21 protein-coding genes are annotated in these 19,065 nt (G+C 58.1%); 14 read left to right on the top strand and 7 right to left on the bottom strand.

The features are described 5' to 3' along the window. The first annotated feature begins 117 nt into the window (after positions 1 to 117). From OFAG_RS07435 to OFAG_RS07405, 6 genes are all read left to right on the top strand, one after another. The gene (locus tag OFAG_RS07435; protein WP_005876950.1) at positions 118 to 501 is read left to right on the top strand and encodes a YgiW/YdeI family stress tolerance OB fold protein; all 384 of its coding nucleotides are present in this window, start codon (positions 118 to 120) and stop codon (positions 499 to 501) included. 79 nt (positions 502 to 580) lie between these two features. Next, on the top strand, positions 581 to 970 hold the full coding sequence (locus tag OFAG_RS07430) for a YgiW/YdeI family stress tolerance OB fold protein (RefSeq protein ID WP_005876952.1): 390 nt from the start codon (positions 581 to 583) through the stop codon (positions 968 to 970). 326 nt (positions 971 to 1,296) lie between these two features. Continuing rightward, positions 1,297 to 1,659 (top strand): NirD/YgiW/YdeI family stress tolerance protein, encoded by a 363-nt coding sequence (locus OFAG_RS07420; RefSeq protein WP_005876953.1) that lies wholly within the window; start codon positions 1,297 to 1,299, stop codon positions 1,657 to 1,659. A 258-nt stretch (positions 1,660 to 1,917) separates the two neighbouring features. After that, complete coding sequence (locus OFAG_RS07415) at positions 1,918 to 2,559, top strand: hypothetical protein (RefSeq protein WP_040721195.1); 642 nt, start codon at positions 1,918 to 1,920, stop codon at positions 2,557 to 2,559. Between the two features lie 151 nt (positions 2,560 to 2,710). Next, positions 2,711 to 3,034: a hypothetical protein gene (locus OFAG_RS07410; protein ID WP_005876956.1), complete on the top strand. Its 324-nt coding sequence runs from the start codon at positions 2,711 to 2,713 to the stop codon at positions 3,032 to 3,034. A gap of 284 nt (positions 3,035 to 3,318) precedes the next feature. Further along, positions 3,319 to 4,521 carry a GNAT family N-acetyltransferase gene (locus OFAG_RS07405; RefSeq protein ID WP_005876957.1) on the top strand — a complete coding sequence of 401 codons (1,203 nt, stop codon included), beginning with the start codon at positions 3,319 to 3,321 and terminating at the stop codon, positions 4,519 to 4,521. Between the two features lie 1,549 nt (positions 4,522 to 6,070). Here OFAG_RS07405 and OFAG_RS07390 read toward each other — a convergent pair. Continuing rightward, positions 6,071 to 6,553, bottom strand: coding sequence for a hypothetical protein (locus tag OFAG_RS07390; RefSeq protein ID WP_147617664.1), 483 nt, complete (start codon positions 6,551 to 6,553; stop codon positions 6,071 to 6,073). Between the two features lie 257 nt (positions 6,554 to 6,810). Here OFAG_RS07390 and OFAG_RS14340 point away from each other — a divergent pair, with 257 nt between their 5' ends. The 6 genes from OFAG_RS14340 (at position 6,811) to OFAG_RS07345 (ending at position 11,714) form a co-directional block, all read left to right on the top strand. Next, on the top strand, positions 6,811 to 7,293 hold the full coding sequence (locus OFAG_RS14340) for a hypothetical protein (protein ID WP_040719935.1): 483 nt from the start codon (positions 6,811 to 6,813) through the stop codon (positions 7,291 to 7,293). Positions 7,294 to 7,748: 455 nt separating this feature from the next. Continuing rightward, on the top strand, positions 7,749 to 8,720 hold the full coding sequence (gene bla, locus OFAG_RS07370) for a class A beta-lactamase (RefSeq protein ID WP_020995064.1): 972 nt from the start codon (positions 7,749 to 7,751) through the stop codon (positions 8,718 to 8,720). Between the two features lie 336 nt (positions 8,721 to 9,056). Then, the gene (locus tag OFAG_RS13445) at positions 9,057 to 9,260 is read left to right on the top strand and encodes a cold-shock protein (RefSeq protein WP_005876960.1); all 204 of its coding nucleotides are present in this window, start codon (positions 9,057 to 9,059) and stop codon (positions 9,258 to 9,260) included. A 116-nt stretch (positions 9,261 to 9,376) separates the two neighbouring features. Next, positions 9,377 to 9,505, top strand: coding sequence for a hypothetical protein (locus OFAG_RS14465; protein WP_261798456.1), 129 nt, complete (start codon positions 9,377 to 9,379; stop codon positions 9,503 to 9,505). Between the two features lie 415 nt (positions 9,506 to 9,920). Further along, entirely contained in the window at positions 9,921 to 10,886 is a 966-nt protein-coding gene (gene bla, locus OFAG_RS07350; RefSeq protein WP_005876961.1) for a class A beta-lactamase, read from the top strand. A 114-nt stretch (positions 10,887 to 11,000) separates the two neighbouring features. Next, positions 11,001 to 11,714 (top strand): phage tail protein, encoded by a 714-nt coding sequence (locus tag OFAG_RS07345; protein ID WP_005876963.1) that lies wholly within the window; start codon positions 11,001 to 11,003, stop codon positions 11,712 to 11,714. A gap of 199 nt (positions 11,715 to 11,913) precedes the next feature. Here OFAG_RS07345 and OFAG_RS07340 read toward each other — a convergent pair whose 3' ends face one another. After that, entirely contained in the window at positions 11,914 to 12,150 is a 237-nt protein-coding gene (locus OFAG_RS07340; protein ID WP_147617665.1) for a hypothetical protein, read from the bottom strand. A 204-nt stretch (positions 12,151 to 12,354) separates the two neighbouring features. Between OFAG_RS07340 and OFAG_RS07335 the strand changes: the two genes are divergently transcribed. Further along, positions 12,355 to 12,789, top strand: a complete 435-nt coding sequence (locus OFAG_RS07335; RefSeq protein WP_147617666.1) for a hypothetical protein — start codon at positions 12,355 to 12,357, stop codon at positions 12,787 to 12,789. 1,685 nt (positions 12,790 to 14,474) lie between these two features. On the opposite strand, the gene OFAG_RS07315 is transcribed toward OFAG_RS07335, so the two are convergent. Together OFAG_RS07315 and OFAG_RS13825 are read right to left on the bottom strand one after the other, a co-directional pair. Next, positions 14,475 to 15,371 carry a DMT family transporter gene (locus OFAG_RS07315; protein WP_005876967.1) on the bottom strand — a complete coding sequence of 299 codons (897 nt, stop codon included), beginning with the start codon at positions 15,369 to 15,371 and terminating at the stop codon, positions 14,475 to 14,477. After that, positions 15,361 to 15,531 (bottom strand): hypothetical protein, encoded by a 171-nt coding sequence (locus tag OFAG_RS13825; protein WP_005876969.1) that lies wholly within the window; start codon positions 15,529 to 15,531, stop codon positions 15,361 to 15,363. The genes OFAG_RS07315 and OFAG_RS13825 overlap by 11 nt, the downstream gene beginning before the upstream one ends. A gap of 132 nt (positions 15,532 to 15,663) precedes the next feature. On the opposite strand from OFAG_RS13825, the gene OFAG_RS07310 reads away from it, so the two are divergent. Further along, positions 15,664 to 16,137, top strand: coding sequence for an Lrp/AsnC family transcriptional regulator (locus tag OFAG_RS07310; protein WP_005876971.1), 474 nt, complete (start codon positions 15,664 to 15,666; stop codon positions 16,135 to 16,137). Between the two features lie 57 nt (positions 16,138 to 16,194). Here the strand turns inward: OFAG_RS07310 and OFAG_RS07305 are convergent, their stop codons facing one another. From OFAG_RS07305 to OFAG_RS07285, 3 genes are all read right to left on the bottom strand, one after another. Continuing rightward, positions 16,195 to 16,434 carry a hypothetical protein gene (locus OFAG_RS07305; RefSeq protein WP_005876973.1) on the bottom strand — a complete coding sequence of 80 codons (240 nt, stop codon included), beginning with the start codon at positions 16,432 to 16,434 and terminating at the stop codon, positions 16,195 to 16,197. Positions 16,435 to 16,801: 367 nt separating this feature from the next. Next, a complete protein-coding gene (locus OFAG_RS07295) occupies positions 16,802 to 17,293 on the bottom strand; it encodes a GNAT family N-acetyltransferase (RefSeq protein ID WP_005876974.1) in 492 nt (163 codons plus the stop codon). Between the two features lie 564 nt (positions 17,294 to 17,857). Further along, positions 17,858 to 18,766: a tetratricopeptide repeat protein gene (locus OFAG_RS07285; protein ID WP_005876976.1), complete on the bottom strand. Its 909-nt coding sequence runs from the start codon at positions 18,764 to 18,766 to the stop codon at positions 17,858 to 17,860. Between the last annotated feature and the right edge of the window lie 299 nt (positions 18,767 to 19,065).

The raw sequence follows: 19,065 nt of genomic DNA, 5'->3' as shown, positions 1-19,065 counted from the left end.
GAAGCGGCCTCTGCACCGTTTTCCAAAATACGTTAAGATGAACTGTCGTTATGAAACGACGTCTTGCAAAGGCTGTACCGACCCTGTTATTGACCCGACAAACCAAAGGAGTGTTTCATGATTTCCAGAAAACTGCTGACCGGCCTGCTTGCCGCGGCCTGTTCCATCGGCCTTTTGGCCGTTTCTTCCACCGCCAGCGCCCAGTATGTCGGCCCGACCCGCATCAAGGCCAAGACCACCGTCAGATCCGTGCTGAAAAATCCGGTTGACGACGAAGCGGTTATCCTGAAAGGCAAGCTGACCAAACAGCTGAAACACGATGAATACGAGTTTGCCGACAAGACCGGCACCATCGTTGTCGATATTGACGAAAACGTGTTTGCCGGACGCCGGATCGGCCCGGATACCGTGATCGAGATTGCCGGCGAAGTCGATACGGACGCCCTGAGACCGCCCAAAATCGACGTCAAGCGGATCGGCATTCCGGCACAGGCCAGATAAGGCGTTCGCCAGCTGACGGCCCGAACGGAAAACACCGGGACAACCTTTCCTTTTTCAACCTTTTGCAAAGGATGCGATCATGTTCAAGAAAACAGCTATCAGTTCTTTCGCCATTGCCTGCGGCGCCGTGTTTTTGGTCATCACCAGCGTCATGTGCGCCATGAATACGGCGCAGGCCCAGTACGTCGGCCCAAGCCAGGTCAAACAGTACCAAAACGTCGCCGAAATCCTGAAAGATCCGGTGGACGACGTGTATGTTTCCTTAAAAGGCACCATTGCAAGGCAGGTGTCGAACAAGATGTATCAGTTCACGGACGGCACCGGCACGATCGACGTCAAGATCGGCCCGAAAGAATTCGCCGGCCAGCGCGTTGACGCCAATACCCGGGTTGAAATCTGGGGTGAAGTGGACAAGGATCTCATGCAAAAGCCGAAGATCGACGTCAAACGCCTGACGGTCATCCGGTAATCTCCGGCTTTTGGCCGGTTCCGGCGTTTGCGGCAGGAAATGGCCAGACTTCCCTTCCTGTCTGCCGCTTTGGCGGAACCGTTTCCGCCAGCCGCCTCTGGCTGCCCGTTTGCGCGCGGGCGGCCCGGTAAACCCGGCCGGCCGGTTCAGCCGTTTTAGCGGTTTTTGCCGCCGGCCGGCGGCAACCGGACAATTTGCCGGACAGGCAACGGTTGCGCAAGCCTTGTGGGCTTTATGAGTTTGCTGTCGTTTTGTGTGTCACACGCGCCATGGCGGTACCGTTTTTTTTATCAACCCGTTTTTTTACGATGGATAAAGGAGAAAAAATGCTCAAGAAAATCGCGGCCAGTCTGCTCGTCGCATCCGGCGTCCTGTGCGCCGCCAGCGCGGCGCACGCCCAGTATGTCGGCCCGAATCAGGCCGCTTCCTACCGGAATGTCGCCGAGATCCTGAAAAATCCGGTGGACGACGTCCGGGTGACGCTGCGCGGAAAAATCACGTCCCGCCTCTCGGACGACATGTACCAGTTCAACGACGGCACCGGCACGATTCAGGTGGAAATTGATGAGGAGGATTTCGCCGGCCAGCGCGTCGACGCCAATACGGCAGTCGAAATCCAGGGCAAGGTTGACAAGGATCTGATGCGCGCGCCTGAAATCGACGTCAAACGCGTCATTGTTATCCGCTAGGCCGCCAGCTGGCAACCCAAAAGGAACGGAGAATCCCGTTCCTTTTTTATTGCGTTTTCCAGGCTTTTTTGCCGGTTTTTTCCGGGGCGGCGCGTTTTTTCGCCTTTTCCGGGCCGGCCCGCTTTTTCCGGTTCCGGCATGAGGCAACGCATTGCCAAGTTTCCGTTTTTCCGTTACATTTCCGCGTTGCCCGCGCAAGCGGCAAAAACGCGCCCGACAGGACGCCACCCGATTCACTCCCAGCCGACCGGAACACTCGTGAGACCCACACTTTATTATGATGCACGCCTGAAAAGCGTTCTTGTCACGGACAACAGCGAGAAACTGGTTGTCGATTATCAGGACAGGGAACTGCTTTTGCCAGCCGATCCGGTCAATGTCCGGCAATGGGAAAAGCGCCTGAAGGAAAGCGGTGAGGAAACCGGCCTTATCGGACTGGCCAGACTGGTTCGCCGGAAAACGTCCGGCACCCCGCGTTCAAGAAGCCTTTACCGTTTCGACGCCTATCCTGACCAGACGCTGCGCCGCGCTTTCGATCTCGACGATTATGAATATATCGACAGCCCTTACAATCTCAATTGCATCGGCTGGCGCAACGCAAAAAATCCCGACGGTTTTCTCGCGCCCCGCGGCCTTGTGCCCGGCGAGGGAGGCCGCTTCGTCTCGGACAATACGGAACCTTATCCCGTCCCCGTTCCGTTCGAATTCATCGAACTGGCTACCCGCATGAAAACGGATCCCCTCTCCATTCTGAAAAATTTCATGGCTGATGCCTGCGGCCTGAAAAGCCCCGCCGAACTTCCCCGTGCCGACGGTTTTGCCAGCCGGAGCGCCGAAGCCGAAAAGCGGGCCCGCGACTATCTGCGGCAGGCCTGGCGGCTGAAAAAGGATTTTTTCTGACCGGGCTTTTGCCGGTTTTGCCGGTTTTTCCGCCGGATGAAACTTCCCCGGAAAGCGAAGGCTTCTTCTCTCCCCGGTCTGCGGTGCTTTCCCGCGGTCGCCACCATCGCGCCTTTTCCGCCGCTTTCTGCGGAAAAACGGCCGGTGTGCTATGATGGATACCGGTTCCATCGTCATCCGTTTGCCGGACGCTTCCCGCTTCGCTATGGCAATCCGCCCGGAAAAAACGTTTCGTTTGATGAAAACGGCCCTGTCCCGTTTTTATCGTTCTATACTGGCAACAGGCGGGAATGGCCCGTTTCGCTTCGCCTGCAAAACGGGGCTTCCTGTTGAAGAACTGACGGACGGCGACTGTTTTCCCGTTCCTTTCCGCCCGGCGGAAAGCCGCAGGGAAACGGTTGCCGGACGAAACGGCGATGTTTCTTTTTCATTCACTCTTCAAACGGTCGATCAGGCGTATCTGTCAAACGATTAAAACCGGCTTTCAACTGCCTTCCCTGTCCCTTCGGGGTCTTTTCCGCTGAAAAGACCCCGGAAGCCCGGCAAAAGCGCGAATACACCGCTTTTGCGCCGGAAAGCGGACGGCAGGCCTGCGCCATTCCCTTTCTTTTTGCCCTGTTTTAAAGACGCCTCTTGAAAGGCCCTCCGCGAACCGGGCGGCAGGCCCGGTTGAAAAAATCAGGTTGCCGGCAAGACCCGCATCCGGGCCGGCCGGCTGAAAACGCGCCCCAAAACGGCGCGGGAAAATCAGGTGAATTTATGGTCAAAAGCAATTTTCATATCGAGGCCCTGTCGGCGCAACATCTGGATCAGTACAACGCGCTGCTCCGTTACGCCTTTCAGGTCACGGAAAAAACCCTTCAGGAATACGGCTGGGAAGAAGACGACATCAAGCAGTCGAAATTCCCGATTCTGGAACGCGCCAATGTCTGGGGCTGTTTCGACGGCAGCGAACTGGTTTCCCAGTTCGCCGTTTATCCGCTGGAAATGAACATCCATTCGGTTGTATATCCCATCGGCTTCGTAACCAGTGTCGCCACTTATCCGGAATATTCCGGGATGGGCCTCATGTCGAGGCTGATGAAGCGGGGGTTGACGGAAATGCGGAAAAACGGGCAATCGCTCACCCTGCTTTATCCGTATTCGATTCCGCTCTACCGCAAGCGCGGCTGGGAAATCGTCTCCGACAAGATGTCGTACCGCATACGGGACGTCCAGCTTCCGAAACTTATCGACGTGCCGGGCTATGTGCGCCGGGTGCCCTGGGACAATCCCGATTTCATGAAACTGCACACCCGGTTCGCGAAACAGACGCACGGCTGCCTGTTCCGCAACCCTCTGGCCTGGGAAGAATACTGGCGCTGGAACGAGGATGACACGGCAGTCGCCGTCTATTACGATGCGGCCGACCGGCCGACAGGTTATATGGTCTATCTGATCCGGGACGACGTCATGTCCATCCGGGAAATGATTTACATCAACAGCGAAGCCCGGAAGGGCCTGATGAAATACGTCAGCGCCCATGAATCCATGATAAACGAAGTCGGCGGCAGCAATTATTTCAGCGAACCCATCGCGTTCAGTCTGGAAGACAGCGATATCCGGGAAACGATCCGGCCTTATATCATGGGCCGGATCGTCGATGTGGAAATGTTCCTGAAAAATTACCGCTTCGAGCCGGAAGCGGCCGGGAAAATCACACTCGTCATTTCCGATCCGTTTCTGGAATGGAACGACCGCCCGTTCACCGTTTCCTTCCGGGACGGCAAGGGCACGCTCTCAAACGAAGAGGCGGAACGCCGGGCGTCCATGTCGATCGGCACCCTGACGACATTGCTTCTGGGCTACAAGCGGGCGTCCGAGCTGGCAAAACTGGATCGGATCGAAGCCGACGAGGCGACGCTCCGGCTGCTGGACAATGCGCTGATTCCGGAAAAACCGTATATTTCGGACTATATCTGAGGGTTTTTTCTCCGGCTTTTTCCTCCGGCCGCGTCCGGCTTTCCCGTCCGATGGCCGGCGGCAACGGAACGGACGTGACGAGTCCGTCAAATGCGGAGACGGCCTTTTCCGTGGGCGAAACGGCGAAGGGATACCTTTTTCCGCGCCTGAACCCCGCGCCGGTTGCGCAAGGGACAGGCCGTCCCCTGACCGCAACGGCCTGTTTCTCCCGAAGCGAATGCCGTTGCCGGCTTTTTCAGCGGGCAGGCGCCCTGTTCATCCCGCCGCTTCCCGTTCATTTGCAAAGCGCCCTTTTCCCCGCTTTTTCCCGGCTTCTTTCCGGCCGCCCGCGGTTTCCGGCGGGTCGTCGGGTTTTTCCGGCCGTTCAGGAAGCGTTTTCCTCCTGCCTCAGCAAAGGCTGGCTTTTCCGCAGCCATCCGGCGGGCAAGGAAAACAGACAGGGCAACGGGGAAAGGGAAAAGACACGGGAAAACGAATGCGACGCTCCGTTTCGGCCCCGCTCTTTGCCGGAAGCGGGAAACGGCCTCTCACCGCAAGGCCCGCTAGTACGGCGGGCCTGATTTCCGGATGAACCGGATCGGGTTTCCGGCCAGTATTTTCAGTCACCATGCCCGATAAAAAGGCCTTGTGAATCGTCTGAAGGGTATTTTTCGGCGATTTAATAAGGATTTTTTCCCGATCCAAAGCGGGATTTCCCGTCTTTTTCCCGCCCTTTCACCCGAACCGCCCGGAAATCACCATTTTTTACCAAAACCTTAAAACCCGGTAGGCAGGCGGGTTTGACGCCCTTTTCCGCCTTTTTGATTCATCCCGTCTCTGACCTCTCCCTGTCCCGCCCATTCGTGAAAGCGGCGACCGCTCCCGCCCTTTTTCCCCGCCGGTGACCCGGCCCTGTCATGGCGTACCGGGCCCGTTCTTTTGGCAATCCGGCAGACGCGGCAGGAATGCGGTTCAGACAGACTCAGACCCATGCCATGAGGACAGCTTGCCGCCCGTCACCCCCCGCTGCCCGTTTCCGGCCCGCATGCGAGGCGGCCTTTGCCAGCCGCCTTCCGACAGCCGCCCGCTCTTTTGGAAACGCCTGCGGGGAAACGGCACCCGCTGAAACGGCGAGGCGGCCGCCAGCCATCGTCCACAGCCGGAGAGAGGTTTTCCGAAAAGCGGCCTGATGAAACGGATGAGGCCATCTCCCGCCAAAACCCGCCTTTTCCCGAAAAAACGGATGTGTTTTCCGAGCCGGCCTTTCGCGGGCAGACCGGGCCATCTGTTTTTACCGCGGATCAGAAAGGAAAAGGCCGTCCGGCCCGATTTGGCCGTTTGCGCTCCGGTATGCCGGCTGGCCCTCCGGCCGTTCCCGCTGCCGGACAGGAAACCGTCTTTGCCGGCTTGTCCATCCCCGGCCACCGGCAAACGGGACAATCCGCGTCTTCCCCGAAAAAGCGCCGCTTTCGCCCGGCATCAGCTCCCCAAAGGCCGCGCTGCCTTTAGACCCCTGTTTTCCCGGCGATATCGCAGCGCCCGGGCAGGTGTGCCGGCAACCGCCTCTTCCCTAGCGGCGGCGATTGTCGATGACGGGATTTTCGACATGGCGTCCGCGCGGCGCCACCGGATTGTTCCCGACTGCGGCATTCGGATCGGGATTGCCGCTGTTCATGAAATCCACCAGTCCATGATGCAATTCTCTGAGCATCCTGTCCGATTCATTCTGGTGGCGGTTGACGAATTCATACCCGTCCGGCGCCTGCTGCCCTGAAGGAGCCGTCCCCGAACCGGCCGATCCGCCGGCATATATGTCGCCAAAGAGCGTGCGGTTCGCGCCCCGTGCGGCATTCGTCCCGCCTGTGGCGGCCGGCACGGTTTTGCGCAAGACGGGCGCATCCATGTTCATACTTTTTTCAAAACGCTCTTTTGCAGCGGATTTTTCCCTTTGCTCGGCAATCCATTTGCTGAGCGCCGAACCCGCCGCATACAGGTTGTCCGCCGTATTCGGCATGGCCATCGCCCTGAAAAATCCATTCATGAAACTATTCATAAAAACTCCTTTACATGATCGGAACGCGTTATCGTTCCGGTTTTTCGGAAGGCCGGAAAACCGTTTTCCGGCGGCCTTTCCGGCCAGAGCCCTTTCCGTTTGTTCCGCCAGACCCGAAAATCCCGGCCGCGCGCAAGCCGCGCCGCCAAAACAGTCTGCCGGAAAGCGAAAAACGGAAAGCCTCTCATTCTTATACACCTGTTTCAGACCGTTTCCGGACATTTATGGCATTTTTATGATTCTTTCCGGCGAAACAGATGGCGCCGGTGGAAAAAAGACAGGAATCCAGGGATTTTCAGACATTAAAAGGTCTGAAAAATACATCCCGTACCCGCCAGCGCATGGAAAAAACGGCCGGGTCGCCGGGCTGGACGGAAATCGGGATGAAGGGCTCTTTGCGGGAACGCCGCGTCCTGTGCCTTCCCTCCGTTCGTGTTTTGTCGCCCCCCCGAAACGATACCGGCATGGGCGCTGTCAGCGGGCACAGCGCGTTGGCCAAACCGTTTCGGGATGTCGGGATGTCGGGATGTCGGGATGTCGGGATGTCGGGATGTCGGGATGTCGGGATGTCGGGATGTCGGGATGTCGGGATGTCGGGATGTCGGGATGTCGGGATGTCGGGATTTCGGGATTTCGGGATTTCGGGATTTCGGGATTTCGGGATTTCGGGATTTCGGGATTTCGGGATTTCGGGATTTCGGGATTTCGGGATTTCGGGATTTCGGGATTTGAGGATTTGAGGATTTGCGGGTTCCGTTTCCGCTCCGGACGTTCGGGACGATGCGGCGGGCTTCTGCGGTTCCCCCGCAGAAAAGAAACCGGATGCCGCTGCCGGGAAAGCGCGGAAGCGTCCGGCAAAACCGTCCGGGCGGCTTCCGGCAAACCGTTTTTCCAGCCGGCAGGTCCGGCGCAGGCACACCGGCAGCCTGAAACCAGGTGAACATTTTCCGGAAAACGCGGAATCCGAACAGGGTTTTTACCCGGCGAAAACCGGATTCATCCGCCAGCCGGTGTCCGGCCTTTTCCCGCTGCCTTTACTTGCGGGAAAGGCTGTCTCCGTGTTTATGGACGCTTCCCTGTTCCGTTGCCGCGCACACCGGGTTAAAATGCCGTCCTGCAAACCTTTTCCCGTTTTACCGACCGGGATGCCCGTTTTTCTGTGTCTTGCCCGGTTTGCCCCTTTCCGGATAGTCCCATGATGAAAAAAAATTGGATCCACTGTGTGTGCGTGGCACTTGCCGCGCTTTGTCCGTTCGCTTTCGCGCTGGCCCAGCCTCCGGAAGCGCCGGCCTTGCAGGCGAAAGTCGATGCGATTGTCAAACAGACGCAAGCCGAGGTGGGCGTGGCCATCGAATCCGGCGGCAGCGCCGTGAAAGCGGCCCATAACGCCGACAAACCGTTTCCGATGCAAAGCGTCGTCAAGTTTCCCGTCGCGCTGGCCGTGCTCGACAGCGTGGACAAGGGACGCCTGAATCTGGACGATCCCGTTTTTCTCGCCCCTTCCGATCTGCTTCCCGACACGCACAGCCCCTTGCGGGAAAAATATCCGGAAGCGAATGTCGCCATCCCGCTCCGGGAAATCCTCAGCGATACCATCACCCTGTCCGACAATAACGGGTGCGATATCCTGCTGCGCCTTCTGGGCGGCCCGCAAGCGGTCGATCGCTATATAAAGGGACTGGGCATTACGGGCATGGAAATCGGCGCTACCGAAGCGGATATGCACCGTGACCCGGAAAAGCAGTTCCGCAATACGGCGACCCCGGCCGCCGCCAACCGCCTGCTGCGCCTGTTTTACCGGAAGAAACTGCTGAAGCCGTCCAGTCAGGAACTGCTCTGGAAACTGATGGGGGATACCCTGACGGGGCCCGGCCGGCTGCGCGATCCGCTCCCTGCCGGAACGGCGCTGATCCATAAAACCGGCACCGGCGCCGTATCCCCTGCCGGGGGAATGAGCGTCAACGATATCGGCATCATCATGCTGCCCGACGGCAGGCCTGTTCTGATCAGCGTTTTTATCAGCGAAGCGAAAGACTCCATACTGGAAACGGAAAAAACGATTGCGGCCCTCTCCAGAGCGGCATGGGAATCCTGTTTACACCCATCCGAAAATCCCCTGGCTGCGGCGCGGCACGGCGTCCGGGAACTTTTCCGGCTCGACGAGTAGCGTTCGGGTCTTTCGGGGTCACCGCGGCTTCAAGGCGGTTTTTTCCGCTGCCTTGCGGGCGGCCGCCAAAACGGCAAAAGCGATATTTCTGCCCGAAACCGCTGCGGGCTTTCGGGCCGTGTCCTGTCCGGAACCGGTACGGTCAGGTTTTTCCGATTTATTTCACCCGCCAGTCCGTTTTCGTGTTAATATGCCTGAACAATATTTTCAAGTTCCGGATTCAGTTGGCCTCGTTGTACTGTTTTTCACAGTTTCTTCATCGTCTCACCAGTCTTCCTTGATTATCTTGCCAAACGGGCGTTTGCCCTTCTTTTATTATTTTTTAAGGAATTCCAGATGGAAACAGGTACTGTAAAATGGTTCAACGATTCAAAGGGTTTCGGTTTCATCACGCCTGACAGTCATGGCGCGGATCTTTTCGCCCATTTCTCCGAAATTCAGGGCAGCGGCTTCAAGTCGCTGACTGAAGGGCAAAAGGTCAGGTTTGAAACGGGCGCAGGCCAAAAAGGGCCGCAGGCCAAAAATATCCAGCCGGTTTAATCCGGCCCCACGCCAAAAAGTCCCGGCAACGGGACTTTTTGTTTTCAGGACACCCAAACCCCATGAAAAAAAACAAGCCGGCAAACGGCCCCGTTTGCGAAAACTGTGGAGAAACAATGGCACGCGACAGCGCCGCGGCAGCGGTACCCGTCTGCCAGCAATCCTTTCAGTTTTGCGCCAGATGCGAAACAGAGCGCAGCGCCAATCTCGCGCTGATGAACATGACCTGGGGAAGCGCGTCGTAAAGACCGTTTTCAGGCCGTCGGGACAGGCGCGGCAATCAGGGCGGGAACACGCGTTTTGCGCCCTGCCGCTTTTTTCCTGAAGCGCCTGTTTTCCGGGAACACCGGACTGCCCCCTCAGACGGTCAGTCCGCCCTGTCTTTCTCCTCTCCCAAACCGTCAGGCCGGCGCCATGCCGCATCCGGTTCCGGTTTTCCGGTTCTTTCGAACCGGACAAACAGACTGGCGCCCGCCAAAATTCCCCTGAAAAAAGCTGGCGCCAGCCCGTTTTCCGGCCTCTTTTTGACGGAAAACAGCCTTGTCTCATCCCTTTCCGTGCCCTGACAGCTTGCCGCGCTACAATGCCGGTCAGGCCGGATGGCGTGTTTTCGCCTGCCGGGAAAATTCCGCTGACTGTTTTGTCGCCTGTGTTTGCCTTATGAAAAAACGCCTCGCCGCCCTTATGCCGGGTTTGTGGATGGCATTCGCCCTGTCGTTTGCCTGCCAGGCGCAATCCCTTCAGGAAAAAATCGGCGCGCTTGTCGCCGGTCACCGGGCACACATCGGGGTGACCGTCGGGAATGCCGGCGGCACGGAACGAGCCGCTATCGCGGCCGATGCCCTTTTCCCGATGCAAAGCGTCTATAAATTTCCCATCGCGCTCTCTGTACTGGACAGGGTGGACAGGGGGGAGCTGTCGCTGGAAAAACGCATCGCAATCAGCCGTTCCGAATTGCGTCCGGGCACCTGGAGCCCCTTGCGGGACAGGTACCGGAAAGGAAAGACCGTTTTCATTCCCCTTGCCGAAATCGTGCGCACGACCATGACTGACAGCGACAACAACGGTTGCGACATCCTGCTGCGGCTGGCGGGCGCCCCGGAAAAGGTTACGGCTTTCCTCAGGCGACACGGCGTTGCCGGCATGACGGTCGCCACGACCGAGCGGGCAATGCACGGCGACTGGCCTATCCCGTTCCGAAACAGCTCGACGCCGGCAGCGGCGACACGGCTGTTGCGCCTTTTCGAGGAAAAGAAACTGCTGAAACCCCGAACGCACGCTTTTCTCTGGAACGCCATGAAAAATTCGGGGCTCTCTCCTGAACGCCTGAGAAGCAGTTTGCCCCCGCAAACGCCGCTGATCCACAAGACAGGCACTTCGACGGCTTTTTACCGGAAACAGGGCATGACGATCAACGATATGGGCATTATCGTGTTGCCGGACGGCCAGCCGGTCTTTGTCACGGTATTCGTTTCTCACGGCAAGGAACCGAAAGCCGTGACGGAAAAAATGATCCCGGACATCGCCCGTGTGACATGGCGGCATTTCACCGCGCCAAAAAAACCGGTGAAAACGCGGAAAACCGTTCTTTTCCCCGCGGAAGAAAAAAACCGTGACCGGAGCTGACCGAAAAAACAATCGCTGATACCATATCTTCCGGGTGGCTTTTTGCGCCCGAAACCGTTTTCAAACACACTTTGCCCCCCTTCTTTTGAAGGGGGGCTTTTTTATGGAGAAATCATGGCCCGAGAAACCGAAACCGACTGGATCAACACCCACCGGAAACCCCGCTCGCCGGGAGAATTGCGCGAAGCGTTCTGCCAGTTGCGCGATTGTCTGAAAAACCTCATGGACAGCGATGGAACGGCCCGCCAGCCGGCTATTCCGTCCGAACCGGATCCGCGGTTGTCGCCCCAGTTGCTGGCGCTCCTGAAAGAAAACGCCATGCAAGGCGGAACCGGTGAAAACGCGACGCCGCTTCCCTGGCTTGAATCGCTGTATCCGTCCAGGGGAGAAAACGGCGTGCCGCCCGGTTCCGTGCTTTACCTGTGTTCGGAAACGCCTCCCGACGGCTGGCTGGTCGCGGACGGGTCGATGCTGCTGGTGGCGGCGTATCCGGATCTGTTTGCCGCCATCGGCACGGCTTTCGGTTCCGGCGACAACGGCATGACGACTTTCCGGCTGCCCGATCTGCGCGGCGAATTCATCCGCTGTCTGGACAAGGGCCGCGGCCTCGACGACGGCCGGCCGCTGGGCAGTGTGCAGGGGGATGAAATCCGCAATCACAATCACGGGTTTCTGGATATCCCGAAGGTGCAGTTCGGTTCCGGCGTGTATTCCTGGACGCCGCAAGTCATGGAAGTGGCCGAACATGCGCCGATTGCCACGACCTGGACGGGGGGCAGCGAAACGCGTCCGCGCAATATCGCCCTGACGGCCTGCATCAAGTACTGAACGGGCCAGACAATCCGGCGGGCATTTCCGGGATAAAGCGGCGGGCTTTCCGGCCGCCTGCCGGAAACGGCTCTCCCCTGATTGTCAGCACGTGCCCGGCACGGTTCGGCCGCGCCGCCGCCATACCGGGATTCAAAAGGCAAGGCGACCGTACTGGCCGCCGCGTCCTGTTTCACGCCCGCGCTTTACCCGCCAGCCGTCAGGCGACGCCGGAAACGCCGCCTGCCGCGTCTTTCCGGCAGGGCGGACTTATGGTCTGCGCCGGCTCGCTTTTGTGCTGGCTGTCCATACGAAACCGGCCATGAAAGGCGTGCCCCTGTCCGGATAAAAGACGCGCGGGCACGGCTTGCCGCTTCCTGCCGGGCTTTTTGCCTCCCGTTTTTTTGTCCGGCGTGATGGAGAGGATGGCTTGTAAAAAGCGGGCAGGCTGTGGCATGCTGTGTACCGGCAGGGACTTCCTGACGGGATTTCCAGACAAAGGCGGAAAACGGCTATGGCGCGCCAAAGGGACGGGATAACGGAAAAACCGGCAAATTCCTTCCGTGCCAGTTGTCTGACGGGTCGGCTACTGTCGCCAATCCTGCCGCCGGCAGGCACGGAATCCGGTAAACGGCCCGGTTTTTACAGGAAACAGGTATCCATGAAAAGCAGATTGCTGCGTTACGCGCCCCTGATTGTCTTCTGGCTGGCGAGCTTCGGCATCGTTCTCCACTTCCATTCTCCCCTGACCACGTTCGCTTTTTTTACCCTGCTTCTCTTTGTCGTGGGCGGCGCTTTCCTGACGATAGCCCTGCTGCAACCTTTGCCTGCCCGGCTTTTGTGGCGCTTTTATGCGGCGCTTGCCGTGTGCTGGGTTGCCGATATCGTGTTCATCAAGATGGTGGGAAAAGACACCACGATGCTTGTTTTCGGCGGTATCCCCTTTGCCTGCCTGCTGGTTCCGGCAGCGGTCATGTCGTCTCTTTTCGCCTCGACTTCCCGCGACACCTGGTGGCGGGCAGCGGTCGCCGCCATGTGCTTCATGACAAGCTGCCTGCCCGTGCTGGCGGTGGGAACCCTTTTGCTGATCGCCTGAAAACCGCTGGCCGCCCTTTCGCGAAACGGATAAACGTTCCCGGACGCAAAGCGCCCGATAAAGCCCCTCTTCCCTCTTCCCTCTTCCCTCTTCCCTCTCCCCTCAACCGTCACCGGCAACCGGTTCCGGCGCGGCGGCAAGCGGCTGTGGCCGGGGAAGGAGACAGGCAGCAGGGGGATGTCTGGATCAAACCCGGTAAAAAAAGTCTAAAAAAGCCGACAAGCTTTAATTCAGGCGGGTTTGGGGCAATTTCCCGGAAATATCACCGGACGTTTGGTCTGATCCGCAAGTAGATCGACATGGCGTCCGATTTAACGAAAAAATCCCTTTAAAGTGATAAAAAAACGCTTATAAAATGTGCTCAAATTCCTTTTAAAAGCCAAAAAGCCATATCATCAATTCAAAGGGCAAGCCGTGGACTGGAAATGGCCCTGCCAGCGCGTCGTAACCGCCCCGTATTATGAGATGTCCCGAACCCCCGGCTTGCCATTTCTCTTCCGGTTTTCCTGCCACAAGAGGATGTTCAGCCTGTTTGACGTTTCTTATGCTTGCCGATCCGAGTGACACGACACGCCAAACCTTTTCTCCTTTATAGTTTGCATTCGGTCTGAGTGATACCGTCGGAAGGGTATTGTTGAAACGGCCTTTCGGCATAACGATCAAAGTTTGATGTTGAAGGGCCCGCAAGACCGCACGATAATCACCTGCCAGTTCCGGCAGGCGATTTGTCCAACCTGAAGGCCAGACTTGATGGGCCGTTTTTTTTATCCTGTGTACCTTCACAGGCCCTTGCGCTTTTCATCATTGCCTTTTCCGGCTCTCCAGCCTCCGCTCTTTCCTCTTTGCCCTTTTCACCTTGTTGTCTTTTCCCTGTCTCTTTTCCCCCTTGCCGCCGATTCTTTTCCCCCTTGCCGCCGATCGTAAAAGCCTGTCTGCCGAACCGACGCGGCAGCAAACCGGAACATGGCTGCCGGCACGGCGGCCAAACGCATTCCGGCTTTCCCCTTTCTGTCCGCCTTTGCCGGACGGCCGCTTCCGACGCTTCCACCGGAAAACGTCGTCTGCCTTTTCCGCCCTCTTCGCCGGGCATGGAAAAGGCCCGCCCCATTTGCCCCCTTTCGCCATTCATCCGGCACACCGGCAAAACCGGGCGGTTCCAAAAGAGCGGGAAAACAGGGAAAACGCCGCTTCAGCCTGCCCGGCAAGCGGCCCGCTTTGCCCGCCGGGGAAAACAGCCGGCTATCGAACACGGCGGTTCCGGCTCTTTGCGGCAGGCCGGCACGCTTTCCCGCCCCGTCCGGCAAACGGCGGGGCCGGCCCGGCACCGCTGCCGTTTCGGGCGGGCAAAAGGCGCCGGACAGGGGCCTCATGAGGCTTCTTCAGGCCGGAGCGCCTGCGGCAGGCCGGACGCTCCGGCATTCGCCTGCAAAGGGACACGCGCTCCGGCAAGACCGGGTTTTTGCATGATTGCCCATCTGTGGCTTTTTTGCCGCGCGCGAAAAAGGAAAGGCTTCCGTCTGATGGGCGTCGCCAGCATAACCCGTGAAAACGGCTTTCGCCCTCCACGCTCCCGGGGCTCATCCGGCGGACGCCTTGTCCGATTTGTGGGGGGTGCGCGAAAAGGAATGACGGCCCCGTCACTAGCCAACGGAACCGGGCCGGGACACGGCAAGGCGACAAACGGTTCAGGGCTTTTCAGGCGGCGAACGGCGCTGCCCCAGAAAAACGCCCGCCAGAATCAGCGCGCATCCTCCCAGCATGACCGTATTGACAGGTTCGCCGAGCAACACGGCCGAGGTGAGCATCGCAATCAGCGGAACGATGTAAATGTAGTTGGTCGCCAGTACGGGGCCCAGTTCTTTCACGGCCATGTTCCACATGATGAAACACAGCATGGAAGCGACCAGCGACAGGAAGAGGAGGTTTGTCCAGACGGCAGGCTGCATGAAAATGGCCGCCTCGAAATGCAGCGGCAGAAAAGGCAAAAAAGGCAGGAGCGTCACCACGCCGTAGAAAAAGACTTTGCGGGTAATGAAGAGCGTGGGATAACGCAGGTCGAGCCGCTTCAGGATCAGGCAGTAAAAGGCCCACGAAAACGCGGCGGCCACGGTCAGGAGATCGCCCGCCGGGGACAGTTTGAGGATGAAATGCCCGTTGAATACGACCAGCGCCACGCCCACCAGCGCCATGACCGAACCGGCCAGAAGGGTTTTGCGGACTTTTTCGTTCCGGTAAAAGAGGATGACGAGAAACGCGGTCAAAAGAGGCGCAATGCACACGATCAGCGAGACGTTCGAGACCAGCGTCAAATCAAGCGCCGTGTTTTCCGTGACAAAATACAGGGCGCCTCCGCAAAATCCGGCCGCGGCAAGCCAGAGTTCATCTTTTACGCTGTCGGCAAACCACCTTTTCGGCGAGATGATCCAGATGCAGAGATACGCCAGCACAAACCGGTAAAAGAAAATGTCCACTGGCGTCAGCCCGCTCCGGATCAGCACCTTGGTCGATACGAAGGTCGTGCCCCAGATCGCCACCGTCACCAGCGCGATCAGATGAAACCAAAATGTTCTTTTAAACGCCATTGTCCACGAAACCGGAACGCCTTGCGGCCGTTCCCCTTTCCTCTTCATATTCCTGAAAACCGCCGGAAGTGTCCTGTTTTTTCCGCCGCAATGCATCGCCCGGAACGGAAAGCCCCTCTTCCCGCCTTTTTACCCGGATCAGGCCGGATAAAGTTTCCATTCATTATAGGGAATGCCGTAAAATACACCATACCGGAAACAAAATCAGGGAAATATTCCTGAATATCGGCCTTTTTGCCATCCACAGGACATTTCCGCCCGCTCCGGAGGCAAACCGGCAGGAAAAAAAACCATGACCCGACTGGACAAAACCGATCGGCTGATTCTGGAAGCGCTCCAGAATGACGCCAAAATCAACATGAAGGCGCTGGCTTCCCGACTGCACCTTTCCAAAACCCCTATTTACGAACGCATCCGGCGGCTGGAAGAAGAAGGCATTATCAAGCGTTATGTGGCGCTGGTCGATCCGCAAAAGATCGGGCTTCCCCTTGTCGTGTTCTGCAACGTCACCCTGTCCGTGCACGACGACGGGCATATCCGCCAGTTCCGGGAAGCCATCCGCGATGTGGACGAAGTCATGGAGTGCTATTCCATCGGCGGCATTCACGATTTTTTCCTGAAAGTCGTCGTGAAAGACCTTCAGGCCTACGACCGCTTCGTGTTTGAAAAACTGACCCGCATCAAGGGCATCGCCAAAATGCAAAGCTCGTTCGTATTGAGCGAAATCAAGCATACCACGGCGCTGAAACCCGTCAACCTTGACTGAAAGGGCGAACGGTTCTTCCCCACATCCCGCGCCTGAAGAAGCCGGACGGCCCGGCTTTCAAACCACCGTTTTCCGGGTCGCCATCCGTTCGCCGGACGATGGCCCTGCCGCCTCCCTCCGTCCGCCACCCCGCCCTGCTTCGGCGATGCCCCCGTCAACCGGGCTGGCTCCCTCCGGGTCATTGGCGAGGCGTTTTCCGGGAAAACCGGTTTTCCCGACAAGATCCCGGAAAAGGGCCGATACCGCCCGTTTCCCGCCTGCCCCCCGTTTTGCCTGAACCTGCGCGCCCGCAACCATCCCGCCTTCGACAGGGCCCTTCGCCGGCTACGCCAGACCGCGCCGGAAGCGGACATGACGTTATTAAACAAAATGTTTGCTACGTTTTTCGTATCATCTGACGCCTTGCCCCGCCGGTCTCAGGCCGCACCCGGAACCCGGCAGGACAGGGCCAGACATCCCCCTGTTTTCCGGAAAAAACCGAACAGCCCGGCCCCTCATCCGTGTCCTTTTTTCCCCGGTTGCCCGCAAAGGCCATAAACCGCCCGCGGATGGCAGGCAGGCGAACAGCTCTCCCACGCCGGACTTGCCACATACCGTCGCGGGCGATCAGCGCGTTTTTTCCGCCTTTCCCGGCAAACCGCCGGCTTCCACGGCCAGCCATGTCCTACAGCAGGCGATAATAGGGACAGATATCCTCATAATCGCCGTCTTTCATGCGGAAACCGCCCGGAATGACGCCCAGTTGCGTGAATCCCAGCCTTTCGTAAAGATGCCGTGCATGGCGATTCGTCGCGACCACGGCATTGAACTGCAAAACGCGGAAACCGATCCTTTTGCCCTGTATCAGGGAATCCTTCACGAGTTTTTCCCCGATATGCCGTCCCCGGCTTTCCGAACTGACGGCATAACTGGCATTGCCGATATGGCCGCACCGGCCGACATTATTGGGATGCAGGATGTACAGACCGAAAATTTTGCCGCTTCCGCTCTCTTCTGCCACGCCACAACAGGACTGGTCGCCGAAAAAGCCGGCGCCTGTTGCCATGTCCAGCCGTTCTTCCTGAGGAAACGCGATGCCCTCTTCCACCACTTCGTTCCATATCCGGATCATGTCCGGCAAGTCGCCAGGCCGGTATTGACGTACCTTAATTTCCATTCCATGCCTTCCTTTCTTCATTCGCGCCAAAATTACCGGTCTTATCCCCTGTCCACTCCCCTTACAGCCTGACAATTTCCCGCCGGCGACCCTTGCCGCCCAAGCGGAAACCGGGCCCGGGGAGCGGCTTTTCCGGCCGGCATTTTCCCGCGTTTTCCGTTTCTTTTTCCGCATTCCGGCGATATCGCGGCCAAACGCGTGTCGCAAACCGCCGCCATGTGGTCTATTCAAGCGCTTTACGCCGGCATCGTCAACGCCTGTCCCGGTGGAAACATTTTCCGCGGGCATTTTCCTGACCGTTTTTTCCTGTGCGTCTTTCAAAAAAGACATGACCGGCGCGGAAATCGCCCCGCCCCGGGCGTTGGGGCAGGCTTTTCAGGGCGACCCGGTTCAGTCTGCCGTAACGCGGGCGGAAAAGGGAAGCGCATCGTTTTTCGCGGCGAAGCCCATCCGGAACGATCCGGGCTTTGGCCCGTGGCTCGCCAGGCGGCCGGTTCCGCGGGCCAAAACGCGAAAAAGCCTGTCTGACCGGTTCAGACAGGCTTTTCCCGTTCCGGAAAAAACTCAGGCGGGTTTTTTGGGCGTGTGGCGTTCCTCAAATCCGGCAAGCGCCTTTTTCATCTCTTCCATTCCGCTCTTTGCCGCCAGTCCATAGTAATAACGGGCTTTGGCCAGATCGCGTTTGACGCCCTTTCCTTCCTCATACATCTCGCCCAGCGCCTGTTGCGCCCAGGGATTGCGCTGATCCGACGCTTTCCGGTACCAGTAAACCGCCTTTTTCATGTCGGGCGGTTCGTCCAAAAGGCTCAACCTTCCCAGCGTGTACTCCCCCATATCGTCCTTGCGCGAGACTGCCTTGTCCGCCCAGTATTTCGCCTTCTCCCGGTCTATCAGAACGCCTTTGCCCGAACAGTAAAGAAAAGCCAGCGCGCCCTGAGCGCGGGTGTCTCCCAGTTCCGCTGCCTTTTCGTACCACCTGGCCGCTTTCGGAAAATCCTGAACAGTGCCGTCTCCCGCAAAGTAACTGTCGCCCAGCAATACCGCCAATTCGCGCCGGTTTTCATCCTTCATCCCGCTTTCGCCGGTTTCATCCGCCGCCTTTTTTGCCCATCTGAACGCTTCCCTGTCGTCCCGGCTGAAACCGTTTCCCTTCCGGTAACACAGGCCGGCTGCCAGATACGCCTCCTTGTATCCGCCTTCAGCCGCTTTCAGAAAATACTGGCAGGCTTTTCCGGCACTTTTTTCCACCCCGTTTCCCTGCCGGTGCATCAGCCCCAGATAATACAGCGCCGCCGCATTGCCCGAATCCGCCGATTTCTTCAACAAAGGCAAGGCTTTCCGGTATTTTTTCTGCTGGTAATACTCCACTCCCTTTTTTTCGGCAGGGATATCTTTCGCCTTTTCACTTTGACAGGCCGTTAAAGAAAAGAACAGCGCGATAAGGCTTATCAGGAGGAATGTTTTTCTGGGCATTTCTGTTCAGGACGTTTTAGGGGCAGCCTGTATTTTAGCATTCCGGCATGCTTTGCCTTCCCGTTTTTAGGGGATGTTTTACTTTTGTCAGTCTTTCTCCCTGCCTGTCCCTCAAAGCGGGATACCCGGTTTTATCCTCCCCTCAAACACAAAGCCGGCCTTCCCGGCCCGGCCGCTTCCCGAACGGCCCACCGACCTGACCGGCGAGAGCGGAAACAGGCCTTTCCGTGCCTTCTCCTGCCGCGTTGGCGTCCGCCACATCAGGGCGGGCACCCGGATCGTTTCTCCTGTCTGTCTCA

The organism is Oxalobacter paraformigenes, from assembly GCF_000158475.2.
Classification (GTDB): Bacteria; Pseudomonadota; Gammaproteobacteria; order Burkholderiales; family Burkholderiaceae_D; genus Oxalobacter; species Oxalobacter paraformigenes.
The sequence above is the reverse complement of the archived record's forward strand: the minus strand, read 5'-3'. Positions and strand labels throughout refer to the sequence as shown.